25 protein-coding genes are annotated in these 26,056 nt (G+C 67.3%); 13 read left to right on the top strand and 12 right to left on the bottom strand.

From position 1 onward, the window contains the following. Positions 1 to 6: 6 nt before the first annotated feature. Positions 7 to 1,317 (top strand): CPBP family intramembrane glutamic endopeptidase, encoded by a 1,311-nt coding sequence (locus C479_RS09460; protein WP_007701459.1) that lies wholly within the window; start codon positions 7 to 9, stop codon positions 1,315 to 1,317. Between the two features lie 186 nt (positions 1,318 to 1,503). On the opposite strand, the gene C479_RS09455 is transcribed toward C479_RS09460, so the two are convergent. Both C479_RS09455 and C479_RS09450 read right to left on the bottom strand, forming a co-directional pair. Then, positions 1,504 to 1,962: an NOB1 family endonuclease gene (locus C479_RS09455; RefSeq protein ID WP_007701457.1), complete on the bottom strand. Its 459-nt coding sequence runs from the start codon at positions 1,960 to 1,962 to the stop codon at positions 1,504 to 1,506. Between the two features lie 21 nt (positions 1,963 to 1,983). Further along, positions 1,984 to 2,229: a PRC-barrel domain-containing protein gene (locus C479_RS09450; RefSeq protein ID WP_007701455.1), complete on the bottom strand. Its 246-nt coding sequence runs from the start codon at positions 2,227 to 2,229 to the stop codon at positions 1,984 to 1,986. A gap of 202 nt (positions 2,230 to 2,431) precedes the next feature. Here C479_RS09450 and infB point away from each other — a divergent pair, with 202 nt between their 5' ends. The 3 genes from infB to C479_RS09435 all read left to right on the top strand — a co-directional run bounded on the left by infB (position 2,432) and on the right by C479_RS09435 (position 6,386). Further along, positions 2,432 to 4,237: a translation initiation factor IF-2 gene (gene infB, locus C479_RS09445; RefSeq protein ID WP_007701453.1), complete on the top strand. Its 1,806-nt coding sequence runs from the start codon at positions 2,432 to 2,434 to the stop codon at positions 4,235 to 4,237. A gap of 521 nt (positions 4,238 to 4,758) precedes the next feature. Beyond that, positions 4,759 to 6,093: an alpha/beta hydrolase gene (locus C479_RS09440; protein WP_161607169.1), complete on the top strand. Its 1,335-nt coding sequence runs from the start codon at positions 4,759 to 4,761 to the stop codon at positions 6,091 to 6,093. An 86-nt stretch (positions 6,094 to 6,179) separates the two neighbouring features. Continuing rightward, complete coding sequence (locus tag C479_RS09435) at positions 6,180 to 6,386, top strand: hypothetical protein (protein WP_049907189.1); 207 nt, start codon at positions 6,180 to 6,182, stop codon at positions 6,384 to 6,386. Between the two features lie 36 nt (positions 6,387 to 6,422). On the opposite strand, the gene C479_RS09430 is transcribed toward C479_RS09435, so the two are convergent. Then, positions 6,423 to 6,821: a DUF5811 family protein gene (locus C479_RS09430; RefSeq protein ID WP_007701448.1), complete on the bottom strand. Its 399-nt coding sequence runs from the start codon at positions 6,819 to 6,821 to the stop codon at positions 6,423 to 6,425. A gap of 184 nt (positions 6,822 to 7,005) precedes the next feature. Here C479_RS09430 and C479_RS09425 point away from each other — a divergent pair, with 184 nt between their 5' ends. Beyond that, on the top strand, positions 7,006 to 7,710 hold the full coding sequence (locus tag C479_RS09425; protein ID WP_007701447.1) for a hypothetical protein: 705 nt from the start codon (positions 7,006 to 7,008) through the stop codon (positions 7,708 to 7,710). 21 nt (positions 7,711 to 7,731) lie between these two features. On the opposite strand, the gene C479_RS09420 is transcribed toward C479_RS09425, so the two are convergent. The 5 genes from C479_RS09420 to rnhB form a co-directional block, all read right to left on the bottom strand. Then, positions 7,732 to 8,211, bottom strand: coding sequence for a pyruvoyl-dependent arginine decarboxylase (locus tag C479_RS09420; RefSeq protein WP_007701445.1), 480 nt, complete (start codon positions 8,209 to 8,211; stop codon positions 7,732 to 7,734). A 343-nt stretch (positions 8,212 to 8,554) separates the two neighbouring features. Next, positions 8,555 to 9,784: a proteasome-activating nucleotidase Pan2 gene (gene pan2 / locus C479_RS09415; protein ID WP_007701443.1), complete on the bottom strand. Its 1,230-nt coding sequence runs from the start codon at positions 9,782 to 9,784 to the stop codon at positions 8,555 to 8,557. Between the two features lie 126 nt (positions 9,785 to 9,910). Continuing rightward, complete coding sequence (gene pepF, locus C479_RS09410) at positions 9,911 to 11,704, bottom strand: oligoendopeptidase F (RefSeq protein ID WP_007701441.1); 1,794 nt, start codon at positions 11,702 to 11,704, stop codon at positions 9,911 to 9,913. A 132-nt stretch (positions 11,705 to 11,836) separates the two neighbouring features. Next, entirely contained in the window at positions 11,837 to 12,079 is a 243-nt protein-coding gene (locus C479_RS09405; RefSeq protein ID WP_007701439.1) for a hypothetical protein, read from the bottom strand. A gap of 54 nt (positions 12,080 to 12,133) precedes the next feature. Further along, a complete protein-coding gene (rnhB, locus tag C479_RS09400) occupies positions 12,134 to 12,829 on the bottom strand; it encodes a ribonuclease HII (protein ID WP_049907225.1) in 696 nt (231 codons plus the stop codon). 98 nt (positions 12,830 to 12,927) lie between these two features. Here rnhB and C479_RS09395 point away from each other — a divergent pair, with 98 nt between their 5' ends. Further along, complete coding sequence (locus C479_RS09395) at positions 12,928 to 13,386, top strand: hypothetical protein (RefSeq protein WP_007701433.1); 459 nt, start codon at positions 12,928 to 12,930, stop codon at positions 13,384 to 13,386. A gap of 62 nt (positions 13,387 to 13,448) precedes the next feature. Here the strand turns inward: C479_RS09395 and C479_RS16540 are convergent, their stop codons facing one another. Both C479_RS16540 and C479_RS09390 read right to left on the bottom strand, forming a co-directional pair. Further along, positions 13,449 to 13,610 (bottom strand): hypothetical protein, encoded by a 162-nt coding sequence (locus C479_RS16540; RefSeq protein WP_169317776.1) that lies wholly within the window; start codon positions 13,608 to 13,610, stop codon positions 13,449 to 13,451. Continuing rightward, on the bottom strand, positions 13,607 to 15,121 hold the full coding sequence (locus C479_RS09390) for a tRNA pseudouridine(54/55) synthase Pus10 (protein ID WP_007701430.1): 1,515 nt from the start codon (positions 15,119 to 15,121) through the stop codon (positions 13,607 to 13,609). The genes C479_RS16540 and C479_RS09390 overlap by 4 nt, the downstream gene beginning before the upstream one ends. Before the next feature lie 139 nt (positions 15,122 to 15,260). Between C479_RS09390 and C479_RS09385 the strand changes: the two genes are divergently transcribed. The 4 genes from C479_RS09385 (at position 15,261) to C479_RS09370 (ending at position 17,660) form a co-directional block, all read left to right on the top strand. Beyond that, complete coding sequence (locus tag C479_RS09385) at positions 15,261 to 16,373, top strand: S1C family serine protease (RefSeq protein ID WP_007701427.1); 1,113 nt, start codon at positions 15,261 to 15,263, stop codon at positions 16,371 to 16,373. A 188-nt stretch (positions 16,374 to 16,561) separates the two neighbouring features. Continuing rightward, positions 16,562 to 16,762: a DUF7511 domain-containing protein gene (locus C479_RS09380; protein WP_007701425.1), complete on the top strand. Its 201-nt coding sequence runs from the start codon at positions 16,562 to 16,564 to the stop codon at positions 16,760 to 16,762. After that, positions 16,759 to 16,971 (top strand): hypothetical protein, encoded by a 213-nt coding sequence (locus tag C479_RS09375; RefSeq protein ID WP_007701423.1) that lies wholly within the window; start codon positions 16,759 to 16,761, stop codon positions 16,969 to 16,971. Before C479_RS09380 ends, C479_RS09375 begins: the two co-directional genes overlap by 4 nt. A 242-nt stretch (positions 16,972 to 17,213) precedes the next feature. Beyond that, positions 17,214 to 17,660 carry a hypothetical protein gene (locus tag C479_RS09370; protein WP_007701420.1) on the top strand — a complete coding sequence of 149 codons (447 nt, stop codon included), beginning with the start codon at positions 17,214 to 17,216 and terminating at the stop codon, positions 17,658 to 17,660. 94 nt (positions 17,661 to 17,754) lie between these two features. On the opposite strand, the gene alaS is transcribed toward C479_RS09370, so the two are convergent. Further along, complete coding sequence (gene alaS, locus C479_RS09365; protein ID WP_007701418.1) at positions 17,755 to 20,532, bottom strand: alanine--tRNA ligase; 2,778 nt, start codon at positions 20,530 to 20,532, stop codon at positions 17,755 to 17,757. A gap of 219 nt (positions 20,533 to 20,751) precedes the next feature. Between alaS and C479_RS09360 the strand changes: the two genes are divergently transcribed. The 3 genes from C479_RS09360 (at position 20,752) to C479_RS09350 (ending at position 24,117) form a co-directional block, all read left to right on the top strand. Continuing rightward, entirely contained in the window at positions 20,752 to 21,564 is an 813-nt protein-coding gene (locus C479_RS09360) for a hypothetical protein (RefSeq protein WP_193788369.1), read from the top strand. Further along, positions 21,561 to 22,259 carry a hypothetical protein gene (locus C479_RS09355; RefSeq protein WP_007701416.1) on the top strand — a complete coding sequence of 233 codons (699 nt, stop codon included), beginning with the start codon at positions 21,561 to 21,563 and terminating at the stop codon, positions 22,257 to 22,259. The genes C479_RS09360 and C479_RS09355 overlap by 4 nt, the downstream gene beginning before the upstream one ends. A gap of 103 nt (positions 22,260 to 22,362) precedes the next feature. After that, positions 22,363 to 24,117 carry a hypothetical protein gene (locus C479_RS09350; protein WP_007701415.1) on the top strand — a complete coding sequence of 585 codons (1,755 nt, stop codon included), beginning with the start codon at positions 22,363 to 22,365 and terminating at the stop codon, positions 24,115 to 24,117. Positions 24,118 to 24,148: 31 nt separating this feature from the next. Here the strand turns inward: C479_RS09350 and C479_RS09345 are convergent, their stop codons facing one another. Next, positions 24,149 to 25,840 (bottom strand): Na+/H+ antiporter NhaC family protein, encoded by a 1,692-nt coding sequence (locus C479_RS09345; RefSeq protein WP_049907223.1) that lies wholly within the window; start codon positions 25,838 to 25,840, stop codon positions 24,149 to 24,151. Positions 25,841 to 26,056: the final 216 nt, after the last annotated feature.

Here is a 26,056-nt window from a genome sequence, read left to right as displayed (position 1 = left end):
GCGTGCATGACCGGCGGACGCGACCAGGCCGACGACACCGCCACAGACGGCCCGGACGACGCAACCGAACCGGCGGCGAACGGCGAGCAGTCGGCCGATCCTGCCGCTGATGACGACCGGTCGGTCGACACGACACCGACCGACGGCCGGTCGACCGGCGACACCACGACGGGGTCGTCGGACACCGGTTCCGATTCGACGAATCCGTTTCCGGACACCGTCGCGGACGTGTCGATCGTGGCCGGCCTCTTCACCGCGACGCTCGCGGTCCTGGGCGCCGCCCGGCCGCTCCGGACGGCCGGCGTCGACGCCGTTTCGCTCGCCATCGTCGGATTCGGACTGCTCTCGCTCGCCGCCGTCTTCGCCGTTCGCCACGGAATCGTTTCGCGTCCGGTCGCGGGCCCGCTCGTAGCACTGACGAGCGCCGGGGGCGCGCTCGGCGCGGTCTACGGACTCACCAACGGCTACACGACCGACTTCGGGGTGCCACCGATCGCCAACGCCCCGTCACTGCTCGTCGCGTTCGTCGGGTCGATACTCACCGTCGCCGCGGGGGTAGCCATCTACGCCGAGTTCTCGACCGAGCAACTGGTTCGCCGGCTCCGTGCGACGGTTGGCTACAGCCTGCTCGGGGCGTTCGGCTACGCGGCAATCCTGGCCTGGGCGACACTCATCGGCGGACTCGCCGTACCGCTGCTCACGGGCCAACTGGCGAACGAGTTGCCGACGACCACGATGGCGGTCCTCACGCAGATCGCGACCGTGCTCGGGACGGCCTCCGTCGCCGGCGCCTACCTCGCCTGGACCGGTCGCGATCGGTCGTACATCGACCTGCGCGTCCCCCGGCTACGCGATCTCGGGTACGTCATCGGCGGCATCGCCGCCCTCGCCGGAATCGCGATCGCCATCGGACTCCTCCTCGGCTCGGCCGGGGTCGAGAACACCGACCACAGCAGCTTCGATCGGGCCCAGGGCGCCCCCGAACTCCTGCTCGTCCTGGCCGTCGCCTCGATCCTCGTCATCGGGCCGTTCGAGGAACTGCTCTACCGGAACGTGATCCAGAAGGGGCTGTACGAGTATTTCTCGAAACCCGGTGCGATCGTCGTCGCCAGCGTCGCCTTCGCCAGCGCCCACCTGATCGCCTACTCCGGTGACTCCGTCGGCGGCCTCCTCGTAAGTCTGGGAATCGTCTTTTCGCTCTCGCTCGCCCTCGGCGTCGTCTACGCCCGGACGAACAACCTGCTCGTTCCGGCGCTCGTCCACGGCCTCTACAACGCGTACGTCTACTACACCCAGTACCTCGAACTCGTCGGATAGGCGACACTATTGCCGAGGATCCGAACGCTGCACGCGTGAGAGACCAACAGTGGTACTCACGGACAGTGGTACTCATAGGAGGAGAAGGCGATACCCACACGACAGGCTGTCAGGATAGCTCGCTCACCAGCCACCGGGACCCACACCCGCCGCCCGCGCAACCGACGCGGGCGACCGGTGTACCGATCAGGTCGGATTCTTTCGGGTCAGTTCGCTGCCGCAGATCGGGCAGCGCTCTTTCTTCTCGTCGAACTCTCGCCCGCAGCCGCGACACTGGAAGCGCCAGTCGCGCTGTTCGTCGATCCCCTCGCGGGCGATGAAATCGACGGCGACCGAGAGTTTCTCGGCGACGTTTTGCATCGCGTAGTCGTCGGTGACCAGGGTGCCGTCGAGTTCGAACGTCGCGGCGACGAGCCGAACGTCCGTGTCCGAGAGGACGTCGAGATCGCCGGACTCGCGGGCCGCCCGGCGGACCTTCTCGATCGTGTCCTCGTCGGGAATGTGAATGTGCATCCCCGAGCCCTCCATCGCGTCGTAGCGATAGGCGCTCTCGTCTTCGAGTTCTTCGCGGACGAGCGGGATCGTCGCGGTCTGTTCGGTGGTGTGGAAGTCGTGAATAAACGCCGACGAGTCGAGAACGTACATGCGAGATCGAGTAACGTAGAATTAGCGTTCGACGACGATGTAGTCTTTGACGGCCTGTACCCGAGAGACGGGTATCTGGAAGCGACCGGCGTCGTTGCGGTCGAAGTCGACGGCGCGACCCGGCAGTTCCTCGTCAGGTTCGACGACCAGATCGTGTAGCTGACCCGACGAGAGGTCCATCGTGATGTTGTAGAGGAGTCCGAGCTCGGTCCCGTCCGCCCCCATGACGGACTTGCCCGACAGGTTTTCGGCGAGTATGTCGCTCATGCCGACAACGTCACGCCGGTCGGCTATTAACATTCGGGTTCGTGGAAGACAGGTGTCTGACGCCCGGTGTCGAGCCACGCCGACTCGACCGGGAGCGGTTCGCCTCGACGGGCCCTCCGTCCGAGCCGACCCACACTCCGTGACGATGGGTTTAACTGTCGGCCCGGGGACTCTCGACCAAGAGCCTTCTCTGGTGGTTTGCATGTCGGACTCAGACACTGATTCCCCCGAAAACGCCTCGCTCCGGACACCGATCGTCGCCGTGCTCGGCCACGTCGATCACGGCAAGACGAGCCTGCTCGATCAGATCCGTGGCTCGGCCGTCATCGAGGGTGAGGCGGGCGCCATCACCCAGCACATCGGGGCGACGGCCGTCCCGCTAGACGTCATCTCCGCCATCGCGGGCGACCTCGTCGATCCCGACGACTTCGATCTCCCCGGCCTCCTCTTTATCGACACGCCCGGTCATCACTCGTTCACCACGCTGCGCTCGCGCGGGGGCAACCTCGCCGACATCGCGATCCTCGTCGTCGACGTCAACGACGGCTTCCAGCCCCAGACGATCGAGGCGCTCGACATCCTCCAGCGCTCCCAGACGCCGTTCATCGTCGCGGCGAACAAGATCGACACCGTCCCCGGCTGGAACCCGACCGACGACGCCCCGATCAAACCCACCTACGAGAACCAGTCGGATCGCGTCCGCGGCGACCTCGACGAACGCCTCTACGAGATCATCGGCGAACTCTCCGACGAAGGCTTCTCCGCCGATCTCTACTGGCGCGTCCAGCACTTCCAGCGCAACATCGGCGTCGTCCCCGTCTCCGCCATGACCGGCGAGGGCGTCCCCGACCTCCTGACCGTGATGATGGGCCTCTCCCAGCGCTACATGCGCGAGGAGATGGAGATCGACGTCGCCGGCCCCGGCGTCGGCACCGTCCTCGAAGTCAAAGAGGAGAAAGGCTTCGGCGCGACGGTCGACATCGTCCTCTACGACGGGACCATCCGCACCGACGACACGATCGTCGTCGGCGGCACGACCGAACCCATCGTCACCGACGTCCGCGCCCTCCTCCAGCCCCGACCGCTGGCCGAAATCCGCACGGAGAGTCGTTTCGAGCGCGTCGAGCAGGTCGACGCCGCCGCCGGGATCAAGGTCGCCGCTCCCGACCTCGCCGACGCCATGGCCGGCGCCCCCGTTCGCGTCGTCCGTGACCGCGACAGAGACGACGTCATCGAGGAGGTCGAGGCCGAACTCGCCGAGATCGCCGTCGAAACCGAAGAACAGGGCGTCGTCGTCAAGGCCGACACCCTCGGCAGTCTGGAAGCCATGGCCGACGCCTGCGGCGAGGCCGAAATCCCCATCGTCCGCGCCGAGGTCGGCGACGTCGCCCCGCGCGACATCTCCGTCGCCTCCACCGCCGAGGACACCAAACAGCAGGTCATCCTCGGATTCAACGTCGACGTGTTAGACGACGCCGCCGAGCGAGCCGAGATCGACGACGTGCGCCTCTTCACCGACGACGTCATCTACCAGCTCGTCGAGGGCTACGAGGACTTCGTCGAGGAACTCGAACGCGCCCAGCAGGACACCGTCCTCGAGAACATCACCCGCCCCGCCCGCTTCCGCATCCTCCCCGACCACGTCTTCCGGCAGAACGACCCGGCCGTCGTCGGCGTCGAAGTGAACGCCGGCACCCTCCAGAACAACGAACGCGTCGTCCGCTTCGACGGCAACCAGACCGAACGCGTCGGCGTGGTCAAGGGCATCCAGGAACAGGGGGAGGACGTCGACGAGGCCCGCGCCGGCAATCGCGTCTCCGTCGCCATCGACGGCCCCACCGTCGGCCGCCAGATCCACGAAGACGAAGAGCTCTGGATCGAACTCCCCGAAAAACACGCCAAGATTCTCGAACAGGAACTCGCCGAAGAGATCCCCGGCGACGAACGCGAAGCCCTCAACATGTACTTAGACCGCCACCGGAAACGGGACCCGTTCTGGGGGAAGTAACACCGAACTTTTTCGCTGCGCTCTGGCGAGACGTGCGCCAGCACACTGGCGCCGTCTCGCCGACGCTCGGAAAAACTTCGATGAAAAGCACTCCTCCTTCCGTTACAGCCGCGCGTAGCGCGGCTTTCACATCAGTCGTCGGCCCGCTCACTTCGGCTACGCCTCGTTCGCGGCGAGTACACTAGTGTACACCAGCCCTTCCCCGTTGGCAGGCGGTTCTGACCGAACCGCCTGCCAGGCCACTTGGGATGCCATGGGAGTGCGATTTCGGGTCCGGCAGGGGGATCATCCGGTCACACACGTTGATTGGCGTGCCCGGTCTTGGGTAGTTGTAGACTCACTTGTGTCCTGACACCGTTTCGGGTTGCCGTCTCGGGGGATCTTTCACAGCGAGTCGAAACCTGCCGGCGACGGCGTATCGGGGACAATCCCAACGGCTATATCGCCGTTCGTGTTGGATATAAAATACGACCATGATCGAGCGTCGATCCATCGTTCGGGGAATCGTATCGGGAGCAGTCGTGGGACTAGCCGGGTGTATCACCGGCTCCGAGGGGAACGATGAATCGGATGAATCCGATGGCAACTCGCCCGACGACGGAGGAGTCGAGCCGAGCACATTGGAACGCAGGGCCAGGGAATTCGTCGAGTCACTCGATGCCGGCGAAACGGATGCGGCCTACGAGGTAGTGACGGACACGTTCGCGTCCCAGTTGCCGCCCGCGGAGATGGAGTCGTTCTGGGAGAACCAGATTCGACCGGCCGGCGAGCTCGAGGGCTTCGCCGCGGTGGAGTTTCGGGGCCACCGGGACGATGGACTGGCTGTCGTGGTTGCTCGCGGGCAGTTCAGCGAGTCGACGATCCGGTTCGAGTACGCCTTCGCGAAGGGTGAAATCGCCGAGTTCGTCGCGCAGCCGGGCGAAGAGTGGTCGCCGCCGGCGTACGCGGACGAGTCTGCACTCACCGAACGCGAACTGACCCTCGACGGCCCCGGTGACTGTTCGATTGGCGCCACGCTCACTCGTCCAGCGTCTGACCCTGGCGGAACGGGGATCGTGTTCGTCCACGGCAGCGGCGACCAAGACCGCGATGAGACCGCCGGCGCTAATCGAACCTTCAACGAACTCGCGTGGGGGCTCGCCACCCGGGGAATCACCACGCTCCGCTACGACAAACGGACGGTCGCTTGCGACGTCGACCGGACGGCGGCCACCGTCGACGACATCATCGTCGACGACGCCGTCGCGGCCGTCGAACGACTCCGCGGGGCGGACGGGATCGACACCGTGTACGTCGCCGGCCACAGCCTCGGCGGGAAGTTCGCCCCGCTGATCGCCAAGCGGAGCGACGCGGCGGGCGTGATCATGCTCGCCCCGTCCGGCGTCCCGGTCCACGAGGCGATCGTCCGCCAGCAACGGCACGTGCTGACGCTCGACGGCGAGCTGTCGGACGCGGACGAGGCGGCGCTCGCCGATGTCGAAGCCCTCACCGAACGCATCCGGACGCTCGACATCGGCGACGACGAAGTACTCGAGATCGCCGGCGGGCGCGGCCGCGCATTCTGGCGGACGCTCCAGGCGTACGACCACACCGCGACCGCCGCCGGGCTGGACGTCCCGATTCTGCTCGTCCAGGGCGGCCGCGACTATCTGGTGACCGTCGAAGACGACCTCCCCGTCTGGGAGGACGCCATCGGCGACAAATCCGACGTGCGGATCGAAGTGTTCGACGACCTGAACCACCGATTCCAGTCCGGCGACGAACCGGCGAGGCCGAACGAGTGGGTCGAACCGGAGAACCCCGTCGACGAACGCGTCGTCGATACCGTGGCCGGGTTCGTCGGTGAGAGCCAGTAAACTGGGCGGAACTGGTGTAGTGGATATCCGGCCGATCCACCCAATCTGCCAGAATCGTTTTAGGATCCGGGTCTGTGGTCGGCGGTATGAGAGAAGTGTTAGAGGGTTTCGACAGCCGGCGTGGCCTCGTCGGGTTCGTGGTCGTGGTGAGCCTCGTCGCGGGGTTCATGGTCGTCTCGAACGAGGTACAGGCCGGCGATCGAGAGGCGTTGCTGTACTTTCTGCTGTTCGTGATCGTCCTCGTCGCCGTCGTACTCGGGGGCGCCTACGCCTGGCGATTCGTCGAGGAGTAAGCGAGCCAGACGGAGAGAAAGTACTGCGGTGACGCGTTAGCGGGCAGTCGGCGTGAACTCAGTGCCCATGGCCTGTTTGACCTGCAGGGCGGCGCTCGCGGCGAGGCCGCGGGCGACCTCGGCGCACTCGTCGTCGTCGATGACGGAGTCGGCGTCCTCGACGAGCGAGACGTCAGGGGCGAAGCCCGCACTGACCGGGTGACCGATCGGGGGCTGGACGGCGACGGTGAGCTGCGGGCCGCCGACTCCCTGCGTGATGTCGCTGTCGACGACGAACTCGTCGGGGAGCAGATCCCGGGTCTGGGCGGCGACGCGGGAGACGTCTCGGCGGAGTGCACGCCGCTGGATCGGCGTCACCTCGTCGAGATCGTCCGCCGAACGGTGCCCCGCCTGTGTGGTTCCCGGGCGGCCGGCGTACGGTGTATTGGCGTTCATGAGAAGTCGGTACCGACTCAACGAGTCGGCTGGCCAAAAGCGTTTGGCTCACCGCGTTCGTCTCGACCGAGGGAACAGTCCGACTCCCGCCGCGTCGATACGCACGAGAAGGGCTTTATTCGAGCGAAACGGCGCGTGGAGCCGAAATCGCTTTTTGAGTCGGTACGCGTGTCTGAAGTATCCGATGGTCGTCTACGACAGGTCCTCGGCGGGTGAATTGCAGGTAATCGATCGATGGTCAGGCGGCGTCGGCTGGGTAGCCCATCCCGACGAGACGGGGATGCGATCGAGTCACGCGATCGTCGCGGACGACGGCGTCTGGGTATTCGACCCGATCGACGGAGACGGGGTCGACGACCTCATCGCCGAATACGGGACCGTGTCAGGTGTGGCCGTTCTCTCCAGCTATCACGCTCGCGATGCAGGCGCAGTCGCCGCGCGTCACGATGTCCCCGTTTTCGTCCCGCAGTGGATGGAACGGATCGGAGAACGCGTCGACGCACCGCTCACCCGATACGATACCCGTATCGACGGCTCGGGGTTCACCGTCAGCCGAATCGAACCACTCGGCATGTGGCAAGAGGCGATCGCGTACCGACCGGAGGACGGGACGCTCATCGTCCCGGACATCGCCGGCACGGGACCCGGCTACACTGTCGCAGACGAACGGGTCGGCATTGCACTCTCCCATCGGCTCGTTCCACCCCGAGAGACGTTGGGGGACCTCGAACCGGATCGGATCCTGTTCGGTCACGGCACCGGCGTCCTGGAGGACGCGACGGACGCACTCGACGACGCTCTCCACAACTCGCGGCGACGGTTCCCTCGTGCGCTTGTGAAGCAGCTCGGAACGAATAGTAGGTTGCTTCTCGCGGCGATGAAGGACTAGCCGTCCACTACGGTGGACCGCTCAGACGATCGGTTCGCTCTCGCCGTAGGCGGCCACGACGACCGCCGCGGCGTACGCACCCGACTCGGCGCGGGCCTGCTCGACGTGGACATTCGCTTCCCCGAGGTCCCACTCCCTGAGGTCGGCACCAGCGCCGATCCCCTCCCGAACGCGACGCTCGACATCGTCGGGGTCCGCTTCACCCGCCGCCTCGTAGAACAACCCCGGCCCGTCGTCGATCGACTCCACCCAGCCGAGGCCGGCGCTCACGCTCGTCGGCCCGGCCGCCCGCGCCCGCCCTTCGACGACCGTCAGGCGCTCGCCCGCCGGTCCGAGATCCGGCGCCGTCCCGACCGCCACGACAGGCACGCCTGCGGGAATCACCGACGAAACGGCCACGAGATTGTAGTTCTCGATACCCGCATCCACGAGCGCCGCGTCGTAGGCCGCCATCTCCGTCGGCCCCGTCGCCGACCCCCAGACGACCCGAATCGTACTCATTACCCGCCCTCAGGCCCCGACGGCGTAAGGCGTTGCGATCCGCAATCCACCAGACCGATTGCGGTGCGGCGGCCGCGAGCGTGCCCGGTGGGCACGCGAGCACGGGGAAAGGCTGGGCTACACTAGCACGAGAACCGTGAGCGAGTCCACGGTGTGGACGAGCGAGCGGGCCGACGACTGATGTGAAAGCCGCGCTACGCGCGGCTGTAACGGAAGGAGGAGCGTTTTTCATCGAAGTTTTGCCGAGGGCCGGCGCAGCCGGCCCGTGGTTCGAAAGGCGCTTCGCGCCTTTCGTCATCACGAGAGAGCTTTGCTCTCTCGAACGACAGCGCAAAAGTTCGGTTCAGTTGAAAAAGTAGTTCTCGGAGGAGACGTACTCGCTGCCGTCGTCGGATTCGAGTTTGTCGATGGCGTCCTCGAAGTCGGCCATGGTGACAGCGGTGCGGTCGTCGCGGATGGCGAACATGCCGGCCTCGGTCGTGACGCTCTCGATCTCGGCGCCGGAGTAGCCGTCGGTGCGCTCGGCGAGGACGTCGTAGTCGACGGCGTCGGCGAGCGAGAGGTCCTGACTGTGGATCTCGAAGATGCGTTCGCGGCCCCCGACGTCGGGTTCGGGGACTTCGATGAGGCGGTCGAAGCGCCCGGGGCGGAGGATGGCCCGGTCGAGCATGTCGAAGCGGTTGGTGGCGGCGATGATGCTGATCTCGCCGCGGTGTTCGAAGCCGTCCATCTCGTTCAACAGTTGCATCATGGTCCGCTGGACCTCGGCGTCGCCGGAGGTCTTCGAGTCGGTGCGCGTGGCCGCGACGGCGTCGATCTCGTCGATGAAGATGATGGCGGGTTCGCGCTCGCGGGCGAGTTCGAAGAGGTCCCGCACCAGGCGAGAGCCCTCACCGATGAACTTGCGGACGAGTTCGGAGCCGGCCATCTTGATGAACGTGGCGTCGGTCTTCGTCGCGACGGCTTTGGCGAGCATCGTCTTGCCGGTGCCCGGCGGGCCGTAGAGCAGGACGCCCGACGGCGGTTCGATGCCGACCTGCTCGAACAGTTCGGGTTCGGCGAGGGGCTGTTCGACGGCTTCGCGCACCTCGCGGACCTGGTCGTCGATCCCGCCGATGTCGTCGTAGGAGACGTCGGGCTTCTCCGTAATCTCCATGGCCTGAGCGCGGGCATCGGTCTCGGCCGAGAGGAGCGTCTGGAGGCCGAAGGAGTCGTCGACGGCGACGCGGTCGCCGGGTTCGATGCGGTCGGCCATGCGCGGGGAGACCTCGGTCAGGACCTCCTGGTTGTTGCCGTGTTGTTTGACGACGACCTCGCCGTCGAACGACTCCTCGACGGAGGCGACGTACAGCGGCGAGTGTTTGAGACACTCGTTCTCGCGTTCGACCTGATCGACGCGCTCTCGGAGTTCGTCCCGCCGTTCCTCGGCGGATTCGAGCTGTGAAGCGAGTTTTTCCTGCACGTCGGTCAGTTCTTCGAGGTGAGACCGAAGCGCGTCGAGGCGCTCCTCGTCGGGGAGGTTCGGGTCGATGTCGCGAGTCGGTCGGTCGGGCAACGACGGACTTCGGGCCATTCTGATGAGCGATGGATAATCGGCGGATGTAAATGTGCCTTTGGGTCGCGGGTACGGCTGCGTGCGATAGCTGTGAACGGCGAGAAGACAACGAGGCCGTGAGTGCGACAGAGAACGGCTTGCCGGTTAGTCGACGATGTCGGCCAGTTCGTCGAGCCGATCGGCGTAGCGGTCGATCGCCCGTTCGACGGGTTCGGGCGAGCGCATGTCGACGCCGGCGATCTCGAGGAGGTCGAGCGGGTACTCCCGGGAGCCGAGGCGGAGGAATTCGAGATAGTCGTCGGCCGCCTCGTCGCCGTCCGCGACGATGTCGTCGGCGAGCGCGAGCGCGGCGGAGATGCCGGTCGAGTACTGGTAGACGTAGAACGCGCGGTAGAAGTGCGGGATTCGCATCCACTCGCGGGCGATGTGGTCGTCGAGGACGGCCGGCTCGTAGTAGCGGGCCTTGAGGTCACCGAAGAGTTCGTCGAAGCGGTCGGCGGTCAGCGGTTCGCCGGCCTCCTCGAGTTCGTGCGCGCGGTGCTCGAACTCGGCGAACAGGGTCTGGCGGAAGAGCGTCGAGCGCACGCGCTCTAAGAACTCGTTCAGGATGTGGACGCGGAACTCGGGATCCTCGACGGTCTCCAAGAGGTGCTCGGTCAGGAGCGCCTCGTTGACCGTGCTCGCGACCTCGGCGACGAAGAGTTCGTAGTTCGAATAGACGTACGGCTGGTTCGTCCGCGTGTTGTCGGAGTGCAGCGAGTGGCCGAGTTCGTGCGCCAGCGTGTACATCGAGGCGACGTCGTCCTGGTAGTTCATCAGGACGAACGGTTCGGTGTCGTACGTGCCGCCGGAGTAGGCACCGGCGCGCTTGCCTTCGTTCTCGTAGACGTCGACCCAGCGCGACTCCAGTCCCTCGGCGAGTCGGTCCTGGTAGTCCTCGCCGAGCGGTGCGACGGCCTCGATCACGTGCTCGCAGGCCTCGTCGTAGGGGATCTCTGGGCCTTCGCCGCCGGTGAGTGGCATGTAGAGGTCCCACGGGCGGAGGTTGTCCACGCCGAGGGCCTCCCGCTTGAGTTCGGCGTGGCGGTGCAACGCGTCGAGATTGTCGTTGACGGTGTCGACGAGCGTGTCGTAGACCTCGACGGGGACGTTGGCGTCGTCGAGCGAGGCTTCGCGGGCCGTCTCGTAGTTGCGGGCTTCGGCCAGCCGGACGTCGGCGGTGACGCTCTTGGCGTAGGCCGTCGAGACCGTGTTTCGCACGTCGTCCCACTCCTCGAAGTACGCCTCGTAGACGCGTTCGCGGAAGTCCCGGTCAGGACGCTTGAGCAGGTTGACGAAGTTGCTCTGCGTGATCTCGACGTCCTCGCCGTCCGGATCCTCGACCGTGGGGAACGTCATGTCCGCGTTCGCGAGCATCGAGTAGACGTTGCCCGCGGTCCCGGTGACCTCGCCGAAGTCGGCGAGCAGTTCTTCGACCTCTGGCGAGCGGGTGTGGGGCTTCATCCGGAGGACGTCGTCGACGTACTGACGATACCGCTCCAGATCGGGTTCCTCGTCGACGTAGGATTCGAATTCGTCGGTCGTGAGTTCCTGTACCTCCGGTTCGACGAACGAGGCGGCCGACTGGGCGTCGGCGACGAGCGACTCGGCCCGCGCGGCCATCGCCTGGCGCTCCTGGTCGCTCGTGTCCTCGTCGCGGCGCATCTGCGCGTAGGTCGCGACGCGCTCGACCTCGCGCATGAGGGCGTCTCGCGTCTCGAGCGTCTCGAGAAGGATCGCGGCGTCGGTCGCCGTCTCGCCCTCGTAGGCGGTCAGTTCGTCGAGCCGGTCGGTAACGTCGTCGTAGGCGTCGCGCCAGTCGTCGGGCGAGTCGAAGATACGGGAGAGATCCCAGGTGTGTTCGGTCGGCACCTCTTCACGTGAGGGAACGTCACTCATGAACCGACTTTCGAAACGCAATGGGTAAAGCGTGACGAAGTGATACGGCCGAGGGCGACAGGATCGCGGCAAGCGGGCCCAGCGAACGGAAATAAGTGAGAAAGAGAAGCCACCTCGCTCCGATTGGGCGGATCAGCGCCGACGCTCCGCAGCGACGGCCGTTCTTATCACCCGGGCGAGTCCGAGAACGGCGACGTACGTTCCTGCCAGCGCGGTGCCGGCGAAAACCACGAAGCCGACCGCCGTCGGGCCGAGGCCGTCCAACGCGAGAAACGGACCGGCGGCCGTCCGACCGACCCACGCGAGTAGCACGCCGATCGCGATTCGGACGGCGCCCTCCCAGTAGTCCCCGTACTCCTCCGCCGTGTGTTCCATACGGGTGCCTGCGGACGGAACTGAGAAAAAGCCTCCCCGTTTCCCTGCTGGCTATCACTCGCCAGCGAAATCTGCGAGGCCCGACTGCTGGGCGTCGGCAAGCACGTCACGGCAGGTCGCCCACGACCGACGGGCACAGTCGGGGAGCCGACCCGTCTCGTCCACGTGGGCTTCGAGGAACGCCCGCGTCTTCGGATCGCTCGGGTAGCCGCTCCCCGGGTCGCCGTAGCCGGCGTCGGCGTAGGTTTCGGCGACGTCGGCCATGCGGGCGTCCCGTTCGACCTTCGCGACGATGCTCGCCGCGCCGACGAGCGGGTCGTCGGCGTCGGCGCCGTGTTCGGCTGCGACGTCGATCGGGTGCGAACAGGCATCGGTCACCCGACGAGCGAAGCGGTCTGCATCCGTGTCGCAGGCATCACAGACGCCCGCGGGAGGATCGACGTCGGCCCCCGAGCCGTGGTCCGCGTCGGCCAGCGCCGCCTCGATCGCCCCCGTGTGGGCGGCGACAGCGAGTCCGTTCATGTCCGTCTCCGGGTCGTCGATCCGGTCCGGTGTGATCGCACAGACGCCGACGGCGATGGCGTCGGCCGACCGGAGCCGCGCCGCCAAGTCCTCTCGCCGGTCCGGGGCGAGGTCCTTCGAGTCGGCCATCCCGTCGGGGAGGTGGCCGCGGTCGGCCACCCGAACGGCCGCGGCGATCATCGGCCCGATCGCCGGCCCCTTTCCCGCTTCGTCGACGCCGAAGACCATCTGGTGGGTCATCGTCGGAGGGGTGCAAAATCGTTGTGACTCCGACCGGCCCGACCGAACGCTTATTGACTGATGCACTGAACGATAGGTCGAATAAAATGAAGCGGGAGATCGTCCGAACGGTCGAGACCGCCCTCGCCGTCGGCGTGCTCCTCGTCGTCTGGGTCATAAGTACGGAAGTCCCAGTCGAGTACCCCTCGTGGCCGGAAGTGGCCGGCGTTCCGGCCAATCCGGAACTGCTGGTTCCCGGCGCGCTGGCCGTCGTTGTGCTCGTCAGCGCGCTCCGGACGAGCGCTTCGATCGTTTCGGGCGGTATCGCCGCAATCAAGAGCGCCCGTGCCCTCTGGACGGCCGGGATCGGGCTCCTCGCCGCACTGACACTCTTTCTGTCGGTTGTGAGTCTCTATACCCTGTACGCTGACACTGGCGGCTGCGTCTTCTTCGGCGGCTTGCTCACACTCTCGGCGGGAATCCCGCTCGCACTGCTCGTTCTCGGGCGGCAGCTCTTCGACGGGGTCGCCGGGTGGTATCGCCGTCGGCACGTCGCGAGCGAGTAAGTGGGTGGCGACCGGGTGGAACTGGTCGCCGACGGCGGCGTGGCAGTCGAAAATCAGTGGCCTCACCGCGTCAGTCGGAATCGGAAGACGATGTACGCGAGGATCAGCACGAAGGTCCCCGCGAAGAGGTACTCGCCGGAATCGATGGCGTAGGCCAGCCCGATCGCGTTGAGCGCGACGCCGACGAGGTAGAGGACGTGGAGTTGTCGGTCGGAGGGAGTCACTCCTCACCACCGGCAGCGTCGTCGGCGTCGCTTTCGTCGTCGGCCTCCTCCGCATGACTTGATTCGTCTTCACCGTCGGCCGCCGCCGCGTCACCGGACCCGCCTCCGTCGTCGGCCTCGTCTACGAAGAAGTCGGCGCGTTCGAACGGCTCGTCCTCGCCCTCGACCGCGAGCACGTCGAGTGCCATCACTTCGGCGCCCGTGTCGAGCAGCCCGGCCACGCTCGGCTCGGTGCGGCCGTCGTCCCCGCTGATGAGTTCCTTGATGTAGAGACCGCCGGCGCCGTGGACCTCGATGGTGGCGGTGGTGTCCACGTCTTCGGGCTCCAGGAGTTCCGTCTCGACGCTGTCGGCCATTTCGTCGGCGATTCCCGGCTCGCCGTCGATGGCGTAGACGGTCCGTTCGCGGGTCAACTCGGCCCGGCGGTGGTCGACCCGCTGGGGCGTGTACTGCTCGACGGTGGTTCCCGCGAGTTCGGCGAACGCCTCGTCGAGGGAAGTCGCGCTCACCGGCTCGTCGAACTGGACGGCGGCGCGGTAGCGCTTGCTGGCGTCGTGCTCCTTGACGCGTTCGACCGTGTCGTGGGTCGCGAGGCGGAGGCCCTCGACTTCGACGGCGCCCGCCGCGGCCTCGTTGATCTCGGCTTCGAGCGCCTCGACGTCGGGCGTCCGGTGGTGAGGGTGTTTGACTTCGAGGACGAACGGGCGGCCGGTGCCGAGCATCCGGGCGTCGACGTCCTCCCGGCCCGCCCCGTGGAAGGTTCCCTCGCGGCCGTCCATCGCCGCGACAACGTGGGGGCGAACCGTCTCCTCGATGCTCGTGTCGTAGAGGTAGCCCGACCCGCCGCAGTAGTCACAGGGCTCCTCGCCGTCGTCGGCAAGCTGAATGCCGCTGCCGCCACACTCTCGGCAGGGCCATTCCGTCTGCGGGATGTCGCGCTCGATCTTGCGGTAGCGGCCGTAGACGAACGCGGGGTTGATCTGGCGGTCGACGGCGTGGGCCGTGACGGCGTCGCCATCTTCGAGGAACGCGTGTGGGTCGAACGCCGAGAGGTCGAGCACGGTGAGGACGTCCGGCCGGTCGAAGTCGACCTCGGCACCGGTCCGCGCGCCGACGCGGCGGCCGACCTCGCGATTGACCTCTCGTTTGAGGGGTTCACCAGCGTCGGGTTCCATGCCGGCGTCCTCGCGGAGCAAGCGGTCGTTCTCCTCGACCAGCGGCGGGACGACCGTCCCGACCTGGTACGTGGCGAAGTCGACCCCCTCCAGGGTCTCGACGACGGCGTCCGCGAGCGCGTCGAACGTCCCGCAGTAGCCCTCGCAGACCCAACACTCGACCGGGTCGACCGGGTCGTACGGCTCGTTCGCCTCGAGGGCCAGCGTGGTCCGCAGCGCCCGACCGCGCTCGTCGTTTCGCAGGCCGAAGCTTCGGTCGGCGAACGGCCGCCCGAGGCAGGCGTCACAGACGGGGCCGCCCGCGAGCAGGTCGGCCGCCGCATCCGTGAGAGTCATTGGGCCTAGGTGGGGCGGGCGGGCCTAACACGCTTTCCATTCGTGCGCTCGGGAGCGCTCTCGCACCGCGCACCTGCCTCGGCTCTCACGCGAAGTACCGGATCACGGACTTGAAGGTGGTCCAGGTCGTGGCCGGCGTATGGACGATCCGGCTCCCTCTCGCAGAGCGTTTCTGGCGGCCGGTGGCGGCGGGCTCCTGGCCGCCATCGCCGGGTGCGCAGAACCCGGGTCCCGCGCGCAGGCGGGTCGCGGCGACTCCTCGCTCCCCAGCGCCGTCGACTTCGACGAGCGCGCCGACGGTACGGTCTACACCGGAATCTACGCGGACGTCATCGACTCGGTCGCGATGGTGACCGTCAGCGGCGTCGAAGACGAGAACGGCGAGGAAATCGGCGGCCAGGGATCGGCGTTCGTCTACGACGGCCACCTCGTGACGAACAACCATGTCGTCGAAGGGGCAAGCACGATCCAGTTGCAGTACACGAACGGCGACTGGACGGAAGCCGAGGTCGTCGGCACCGACGTCTACAGCGACCTGGCCGCGCTGGACGTCGTCCACCGGCCCGAGGCCGCCACCTCGCTCTCGTTCACCGACGTCCTCCCGACCGTCGGCCAGGAGGTCGTCGCGGTGGGCAACCCGTACGGGCTCGAAGGCACGATGAGCCGCGGGATCGTCAGCGGTGTGAACCGCTCGCTCCCGGGCCCGAACGACTACGACATCCCCAACGCCGTCCAGACTGACGCGGGCGTGAATCCGGGCAACAGCGGCGGCCCGCTGCTCGACATGGACGGTCGCGTCGTCGGTATGATCAACGCCGGCATCGTCGAGGGCGTCGGTTTCGCCATCTCGGCCGCGCTGGCGACTCGCGTCCTCCCCAGCCTGATCGAGACCGGCCGATACGAGCACCCGCGGATGGGCGTCAAGCTACGCGAAGTGACGCCCGCCGTCGCGGCCGCTAACGACCTCGAAGAAGCCACCGGCGTCATGATCGTCGAGACGCCCCGCGACGGGCCGGCCGACGGCGTCCTGCAGGGCGCCGACGGACGGGTCGCCCGCGACGGCGTCCCCATCCCCGTCGGCGGCGACGTCGTCGTCGGCCTCGCCGGCGAACCGGTTCCCGACAACCACGCCCTCTCGCGCGTCCTCTCTCTCCAGACGAGCCCCGGCCAGACCGTCCCGGTCGAACTCATCCGCGACGGCGAGCGCACGACCGTCGACCTGACACTCGGCGCCCGGCCGGTCTCACCCTGACGCCGCCCGGAGTGCAGGCACGGCGACGACGCACCGTGAACGATGTCACCTTCGGACGAGGAAACTCCCGCACCGCCGGGTACGCGCCGCCTTCTCGCCGGTAGGTGCCGACAACTCGCTCCACCCGCGCGTGTAGCCCTTCGATAACAATGCCCGATTCACGCGTAGCAGGGCTGGCCCGAACACACATGAGCACCGCACCCGACACCGAGTGGCCGGCGGTAGCCACCGATGAACCAACCGACTGCTTCGAGCACGTGATCGTCGACCACCCGAACGGGCCCGACGAGTGTGCGTTCGTCCCGCCAGCGGACGCCTCGGCGTCAGAATCCACCGGCTGGATCCGCGCCACCGGCGACGGATTCGTCGACAGAGAGCGGATGCGATGAGCACCGATCGTCAGTCCGCGCTCGCCGGAACGCCCTCGCTAACAGCCGTCTCCTTCTGGGTCGGGACACTGTTACCGATCGTCTACCTTCCGCTGTTGCTGGCCGGTGTGGACTCGGGTATGCGATTCGGCCTGCTCGTCTCCCTGCTCGCGCTCAACGTCGTCGCGCTCGTCCTCGGCCACGACTATCCGGAACGCCGCCCGCGGTGACGGCGATCGTGTGTTCGGTCCCCGACCCGGCAGCTCTTCCACGAACACGAATGATGCAGTATGCGTCGAGCGGACAGGCGGCCGACCAATTTTCCCCGAACACAAGTTGGAACAGATATACCTAAGGGCGCTGGCGAAGATCAGTGAACCATGGATAGCGGGCTCCGATATCGGCACCCGAGCGCGTCGCACCCGCCGCACCGACACCAGACGGAACCGAGTCGCCGAGCTCGTTGCCACCGATGAAACGACGACCGTTCGTCGCCACCGCCGGCGTGTTCGGAACCGCAGCCGGAGCTGGCTGTCTCTCGACGATCACCGGCGACGACGGCGGACCCTCGTTCGAGATTCAGGACGTCCAAGTGTACCAGCCCGACGATCGAACGGTGTTCGTCGCGCCGACCGTCACCAAACTCGATTCGGGGTCGGGACACCTTCATCTCAGAGCCGAGCTACTGTTTGTGAACACGTACGATCACTCCCACGAACAGCAGTTCGAAGTCCGAGCGAAGGTCGACGAGTACATGTACGCGCTTCCGTTCCGGTGGGAGTCACCGTTCCTCGACGGGAAAACGTACGACGCACGCGCAAAAATCGTCGAAGGTGGCGACGCAGGGTGGGTCGAGGCGAACGAAACGGTGTCGGCCGCCCCGGAGACGGACGACGGAAACCGAAGTGAGAGTGACTGAGTGACGACGCCAGCAACAATTGGATTGGATCGAATCGAACGGACTATCGAACCACAGTCACAATTTGTCGCGAACGGCGTTTCGTCGAGCCGCGTTAGGCGTTACGGACCTGCCGGAGGATCTCCGGCGCGGCCTCGAGTGCGTCTTCCAGCGCGTCGACATCGGGGCCGCCGCCCTGCGCGAAGTCGGCGGGGCCGCCACCGCCGCCGCCGACCTGGGCGGCGAGTTCGCCGACGACCTCGCCGGCGTTGACGCCGACGCCGTCGGGAACGGCGACGACGAACTGGGCGCTGTCCGTGCCGCTGCCGAGGACGGCGATCTGGCCTTCTTCGACGAACGCGGACGCGGTCGCCCGGAGTTCGTCGACGTCGGCGTCGATTCGCTGGACGACCGCGGTCGCCTCGCCGACGTCGACCTCCGTGGCGTCGTCGGTGTTGCCGGCCCGGGCCGTCGCTAACTGTTCTTCGAGGTCCTCGATGCGCTTGCCGCGGTCCTTCCAGGCCTCGAAGAAGCGCTCGGCCGTCTCGGGGACGTTCTGCGGATCGACGTCTAAGATATCGGCAGCCTCGTAGAGGGCGTTCTCGGTCTCCTGGGTGGCCCGGATGGCGGCTTCGCCCGCCGCGAAGACGAGGCGCTCGACACCGTCCTGGACGCGCTCGGTCGAGCGGATCTTGATCGCGCCGATGTCGCCCGTGCGGGCGACGTGAGTGCCGCCGCAGGCCTGGACGTCCTCGGCGACGTGGATCAGGCGGATGTTCTCGCCCGGCGGGACGCCGCCCTGGTAGAGGTCGAAGCCGTGCTCGGCCTCGGCTTCGTTTCGGTGGGGCCACTCCTGAGAGACCTGGACGTTCGCCGTGACGAGTGCGTTCGCGACGTGTTCTATTTGCTCGACCTCCTCGCGGGAGAGCCGGTCGTAGTGGCGGACGTCGAGGCGCGAAGAGTCGACACCTTTCTGGGCACCAGCCTGGCGGATGTGCTCGCCGAGCACCTCGCGGGCCGCGTGGCCGACGATGTGCGTCGCGGTGTGGTGGGCCATGAGCTGACGCCGTCGGTCGGCGTCGATCCGGCCCGTGACGAACTCACCCTTGCCGAGTTCGTCGTCGGTCCGGTGGAGGATCACGCCGCCTTCCTCCTGGACGTCCGTGACGTCGACGGTGGTCTCGTCGGTCGAGAGCGTCCCCGTATCGGCGGGCTGGCCACCGCCCTCGGGATAGAAGTGCGTGCCGTCGAGGACGACGTCGTAGCCGTCGTCGTGCTCGAAGACGTCGAGGACGACCGCCTCGAACTGGGTGCGCTCTTGATCGTCGTAGTAGCGCTTTTCCGTCTCGGGGAGGTCTTCGAACCGGTCCTCGTCGCCGCTCTGGGCGGTGGCGGCGACCTCCTCGTCGTGTCGCGAGGCGACGAGCGCGTAGAAGTCGTCCGGAACCGCGACGTCGGCGCCGTGGTCGGCGGCGATTTCGGCGACCGTGTCCGGCTGGATGCCGTGGGAATCGTAGAGCTCGATGAGGTCGTCCGTCGGGATCGGTGCCTCGCGTTCGGCGTACTCCTCGGCCAGATCCTCGACGCGGCGGCTTCCGCGTTCTAACGTCTCGCGGTACTTCTCGACTTCCGTGCGGACGATGTCGCGGATCGTGTCGCGGTTCTCGTACCCCAGGCGCTCGGCCTGCATGTCGACGAGTTCGTCGAGCGGGGCGTCGACGCCGACGGTGTCACAGAGGCGTTTCATCCGCCGCAGGACCATCCGCGCGAGATAGCCCGTCGCGACGTTCGAGGGGACGATGCCGTCGCCGAGCATGTACGCGAGCGTGCGCGAGTGATCGGCGACGGCGTAGATGTGCTCTAACGGCTCGACCAGGTCGCGCAGTTCGGCGACGTCCACGCCGAGTTCCGCCGCGATGTCGCCACGGGCCGCCTCGACGTCGTCCACGTCGTCGATGTCGAGATTGCCGGAGAGGCGAGCCGCCTGGCCGACGAGATCGGACTCCTCGTCGGTGTAGGAGAGGCCGGCGTTGTCCTTGAGAAACGCGATCATCTCCGGGTAGATCGCCTCGTAGACCGTCGGCGTGCCCTGGCTCATCCAGGTCCAGCGTTCGAGGCCGTAGCCGGTGTCGACGACGTAGGTGTCCATGTAGGAGTAGGTGTTCCCGTCCTTGAGTTCGTACTCGCCGTCGGGATCCTGTTCCATACACATGAAGACCAGCGTCGCCAGCTCGAGGCCCTTGTAGATGACCTCGATCGCGGGCCCGGCGTTGCCGCCGCCGACCCACGGGTCCTCGATGTAGGTGACCTCGGTGATGTCCGCGCCGAGTTCGTCGAGCAGCTCGTCACAGAGTTCGACGGTGCGGTCCTTCCAGTAGACCTCACCCTCGAAGGCGTACTGGCCGGGGTCGTCGAGATCTTCGCGGGCGTTGAACGCGTGGTGGGCCATCATCTCGAAGGCCATCGTGTGCCGGCCGGTCTTGCCGACGTTGTCGATGTCCTGCATCCGGATACACGGTTGCGAGATGGTCAACGGGTTCGCCGGCGGCGGCGTCTGGCCCGACGTGACCAGCGGCTGGAAGTCGTAGATCGACGCCTGGGTGAGCAGGACGTCGTCACGCCAGCGGTTCGCCGCGACCGGGTACGGCTCGATGCGCTCGTGGTCGTGATCCTCGAAGAACGAGAGGAAGGCCTCTCGCATCTCCGCCAAGGTGAACTCCTCGTCGAAGCCGGGATCGCCGATGAAGTCGTAGGTCGCACACGGCGGTTCCCCGCACACCTCGCGCTCCGGATCGCGCGTCCAGAAGTGATTTCCACAGGAGACACACTCCACACGCTCGAACCCCTCCTCCCTGAAGTACTCGAGACGGTACTCCTCCTCGAGGTCGCTCATTGGTGCGTTTTCGCGCCGGAGCGGGTAAAACAGTTCCGCACCCGCCCCAGCGCGGGCGAACGGCGCGCGGCGTGATCGGGGTGGACGACGTGTTCGGTGGCGGTCGACGTGACCGGAGGTGGTCGACGTGATCAGTGGTGGCCGCAGAACGAGTATGTCCCCGCCCAGGTGCGGCCAGGTCGAAACTGTCAATACGATCCACAGAGAAACACCGATTAGATGGCCAATAAATCTGAAGATATATTATCTCATAATATCCGTGAAGGGCGGGCGGGAGAGGGCGATGGCGACGGCCGAGCCAGCAGTCCGTCCGAGCCCAGTCCGGAGACCAGCCACGATGGAGAGTCGGACCGACGTCGCCGAACGGTCCTCCGGGATCTCGGTGCCATCGGTCTCGCCGCAGTCGGTGGACTCGCGCTGGCCCCGTCGCCACCCACGCGCCCGTCGACCGTGACCGCCGCGACCGACGACGCGGGTGCGTTCGACGGCGCACACATCGAGAGCGAGGGGGCGAGTCCGATCGCTCGCTACCACTACGAGCCGACGGCCGACGGGTTTGCCCCGACGTGTCCCATCAACGTCGTCTTCCCGCTCGCCGACGCCGAGATCGGCCTCGACGGCGTGATGGCGGTCCTCGAGACGGCCGGCTGGACGCGATACGTCGAGGAGTACGCCCGATACGCGTGGGATCGGACCCAGGACGCGTACGTTCACCAGCACGCGACGGCGGCCGAATCCGCGCTCGGTCTACACGGTCGCCTCCACGTCCGGTGCTGGGAGCTAGAGGGCGTCGTCTCGATGCAAGCCCACGAAGACACGCCCGTCCGGCCCACACACGGGATCACCACCTACGTCGGCGCTCGCGAGACGATCGAAGCGATCTACGACGCGGCCGGCTGGCGCGTCACCCCCCGTGCACTCGACCTCGCGAACGGCGACGCCGTAGATCACGACGGGCTCGCGTCGCTCGTTCGGCCGCCCGCACCCGATCGGGGGCAGTGGCAAGAGGGTCCACGGGAGCGGGCGGCATGAGCGACGATTCGGTTGGGTCGACGGGCGGACCGTCCCGGGACCCCTCGGCCTCGGAAGCGAGTACGCTCGGTCGAACGGGATCGACCCGCCTCGGCTTCGATCGGTCGCTGTTGGGCCTGACGGGGCGCCGGACCGCCCTCACGCTGCGAACCCTACTCGTCCTGTGGGGGCTCTACGCCCTCAGTGCGCTCACGCGAGGGGAGCTCCGTAGCGGCAAGCTGCAGACGCTCTCGCCGGCGTTCGACGCGTTGAGTACGGTCCTCATCCTGGTGGGGCTCTTCGTCGCGACGCTCGGCCCCGTCGGCTACGCGATCTGGAACGGGGGGCCGGTCCTGGCGTTCGCCATCGCGCTCGCGCCCGAGTTCGTCGGAGAACTCCTCGCGCTTCGCTGGGTTCTCGACCTGGACCTCGCCGTGTCGCTGACGACCGGTGCGGCCGGTGCCGCCGCTGCCCTCGCCGTCACCGTCGTCAGAACGTGTCGATCCCATCCCGATGAACCACTGTCGATGCCGTCACAGCAGCACGTCCTCGCCGTCGGCATCATCGTCGCCGGTTCGGCCGGAGCCGTGACCCGCTTCGCGCTGCAGGCACCGACGCGAGTACTGTCGGCATATCGACCGTTCGCGCTCTACTGGCTCGTCCCGCTCGCCGTCGTGGGCCTGTTCGCCGTCTCACTGCGTCGACGCGCCGCGTAACGTCGGATAACGGCACGGACGGGTCGGACTGATTATCCACTGACACAGACAATACTTACATTACGGCATCTACGCATAGCGTACGGACAGACGGCCGAAACCGATGTCGGATACCCGAACAGTGGTCTACGTCGCCGCGACGATCGAGGCCGCCGAGAGCGGCGCGTCCGCACTGGAGTCGGCGGCGGACGGCCTCGCCGTCGAACCGGCGACGACCGTCGAGGAGATCGGGTACGCCGCCGAGATGACCGACTGCATCGTCTTCGCAGAGACGCCGACGACAGCCGAGGGCGCGGCCATCCTCGACGTGATCGACGTCGCGGCGGGCACGCCCCTGATCCTCTTTTGCGAGCGATCGTTCGACCCGGCGATGGCCCACTCGACCGACGGTGTCACCGCCTACGTCCGCAGTGACACCCCCGAGGCCGTGGCCCACCTCGCCGACGAGGTTGCGTGGCTGTGTTCGCCCGGCACCGAGGCGGGTGCGTCGGTCGACGAGGGCGACCGCCACCGGCGGGCCGCCGCCCACCTCGCATCGTCATACGGACGGCTCACGCGCCGGGTGGCCGAACTGACAGCCGAGCGCGATCGGTTCGAGACCGCAGCCGGCCACCTCGCAGGGGTGGCCGATGGGCTCCGCGAGGAGCGTGGCCGGCTGCGAGCGGAACGCGATCGACTCAGTGACGAGTGCGACCAACTTCGTGAGGAACGCGACCGGTTCGAGCGGACCGTTTCGATCGTCCCCGATCCCGTCTGCGCCTACACCGTCGAGTCGGCGGGGACGGCAACCGTCAGGGCCGTCAACGACGCCTTCTCGGCCACGTTCGGCGTCGACCCCGACACCGCACGGGGGGAAGCGGTGCTCGACGTCGTCGACGCGGCGGGGGTCGAGGTCGACGACGAGCGCTTCCGCGCCGCCCTCGATCCCGCGGACGCCGACCAGAACTGGGTCACCGGAGAGCGACCGGCCGCCGGCCCGACGGTCGCCTCGGAAGGTGGGAGCGGGGCGAGCGACGGGACGACGTCCGCTGACGCCATCGCTGGTGGTGAGGGCCGTGAGTCGACGCTCGACGGACGATACGACGGAGCCGACGGCGAGCGTGCGACCACGGTCACGGTCGTCCCCCCGGCCACTGCGGGTGACGGCCCGGGAGCCGACACCGGCCTCGTCGCCTGCAGGGACGTCACCGAGCGACGACGCGCCGAGGAGGAACTGGCCGCCCGGTCGCGGCGGCTGGAGTCGATCGCCGAACTGGTCGAGTCGGACCTCCAGGAGCCGCTCAACGTCGCCCGCGGCTATCTCGAGGTCGCCGAGGAGACGGGCGATCGAGAGCACTTCGCCGAGGTCGACGATGCCCACGACGCGCTCGCGGAGACGACCGCCCACCTCACTCGACTCGTGGGCCGCGACGCCATGGTCGTCGAGCGCGCCGCAATCGACCTCCACGACCTCGCCCGCCGGGCCTGGAGTGACGCCGACACCGGCGACGCCTCGCTCGACCTCGGGCCGAACGCCCGCTTCGAGGGGAACCGCGACCAGTTGCAGGCTGTGTTCGAAGACCTGCTATCGGTCGCGAGCGGGGACGAAAGTGCGGCAGGCGAGTCCGAAAAGGAGGGAGACGCCGCCGCGGCGCCGGTCGTCTCCGTCGGCGCCACCGACGACGGCTTCTACGTCGCCGGCCGGTCGACAGGTGAGGAGAAGTCGGCCGCAGAGCGAACGGCAACCGTGGACGGCACCGACCTGCGAAGCGGCCGCGTCGAGCGTGTCGCCGCCGCCCACGGCTGGCACGTCGGCGTCGCCGAGAGCGACGAAGGGACGGCGGTCGCGTTTCGCGGGGTCGACGTCGAGCGGGAGTAGTCCCACCGACAGTACAGTCTCGACAGGACGTTCACCCGCCGAGCGTCGCGAACGCGAACACCAGCGCGACGTACGCGGCGGTGACGGTGACCGCGATGACGGGAATCGGCGAGAGGTAGTCGTACCCGCCGTCAGCCCCCGCGACGTCGTCGGGTTCGCGACGCTCGGCGTCGGCCGCACCCGACTCGATGGCCGCTGCCGTCGGCATCACCTCGGGGAGGCCCTTGCGCCGCGCGTCGAGTTTGTTGAGCGCGAGGACCGCGACGATCGTCAGCGCGAACGCGAGCGGCAGCGCGACGAGCGGGCTCCGCAGTCCGAGGCCGTACAGCACGAGGACGATCACGGTGACGCCGGCGGCCGTCGCGGCGAACGGGACCTGCGTGTTGACGTGGTCGATGTGGTCGGAGCCGGCGAAGATCGACGACATCACCGTCGTGTCGCTGATCGGCGAACTGTGGTCGCCCCAGATGGCGCCGCCGAACAACATTCCGATCACGACCGGGAGCACCGACGGGCCGACGAGTTCGAGGCCGAGGGGGATCGCGAGCGGCGTCAGGATGGACATGGTTCCCCAAGAGGTTCCGGTGGTGAAGGCGACGAACATCGCCGCGAGGAAGACGATCAGCGGGAGAAAGTCGCCGGGGACACCGCTGCCGACCATCACGTCCACGATGAACTCGGCGGTGCCGACCTCCTCCGCCGCCAGGCCGATGGCCCACGCGAGGACGATGATCGCGACGGCGATCATCATGGTGTTGAACCCGTCGATGATCGTGTCGCTCGCCTCGTCTAAGTCCATCGTCCGGTAGGCGAGCGAGCCCGCGAACCCGGTGACCATGAACGCGAACGCGCCGTAGAGCAGTCCGAGCGCGACGTCGGTCTCCTCGAAGGCGGTCGCGACGTCGACGCCGGGCTGGTGCCCGCCACCCAGGTACCACATCGAGACGAGGCCGACGACGAGCAGGACGGCGATTGGAACGAAGAAGTTCGCAAGTTTCGGGTTCTTCTCGCTCGGCTCGCCGACGTCCGCGGAGACGTCCGACAGCGGCGTCGCGTCCTCGCGGATCGTCCGGCCCGTCGAGCGGGCGCGCCACTCGGCGTCTATCATCGGCCCGTAGAACCGCTGGGTGAGCGCGATAAAGCCGACCATGAAGAAGGCCATGAAGCAGTAGATGTTCCACGGAATCGACTGCAGGAACAGGCCGAACGCAGTGACGTCGAGGCTCTCGGCGGTGACGTCCGCCGCCTCGAATCCCACGATGACCATCGACACCTGGAAGCCGACCCAGTTCGACACCGGGCCGAACGTGGTCACGGGCGACGTCGTCGAGTCGAGTACGTAGGCGTGCATCTCCCGGGAAGAGCGATTCTCCTGGGCGAGTTCGCGCGTCGCGTTGCCCGTCACGACGGTGCTCGTGTAGGAGTCGAAGAAGATGAACACGCCGAGAACCCAGGTGAGCAGCTGGGAATCGCGCGCGGTGGTCACCCGATCCCCGATCGCGCGTTCGAGCGCCAGGATCCCGCCCGAACGGTAGATGAACGCCGCCCCGGCGCCCATGAACAGGATCAGGACGATGAACTTGGCGTCGAACGGCTCCCGGACGACCGCGACGATCCAGTCCATCGTCAGCGCCGTGGCCGCGATCGGGTTCCACTCGGCGACGAGCAACGCGCCGATCCAGACGCCGGCGAACAGCGACACCAGCACCTGCCGCGTCGTCATCGCCAGCACGATCGCCAACAGCGGCGGCGCCAGCGCGAGGATCCCGAAGTGTTCAGCCATACGCCACGTCTCAGGCTGGGCGAAAAAAGTACGCAGGGCCTACGGGCCGTCGGTCGATCCCGCGCAGGAGACTCGCCGCCGCGTCGGCTCGGCTGAGAACCCCGAGTTCCGCGTTTCATCGACGGGCTCGATCGACGAGCGCCTCGCAGACCTGTT

Origin of the sequence: Halovivax asiaticus JCM 14624 (assembly GCF_000337515.1) — an archaeon.
Taxonomy (GTDB): domain Archaea; phylum Halobacteriota; class Halobacteria; order Halobacteriales; family Natrialbaceae; genus Halovivax; species Halovivax asiaticus.
Note: the sequence above shows the minus strand (reverse complement) of the source record. Positions and strands in the feature narration are given on the sequence as shown.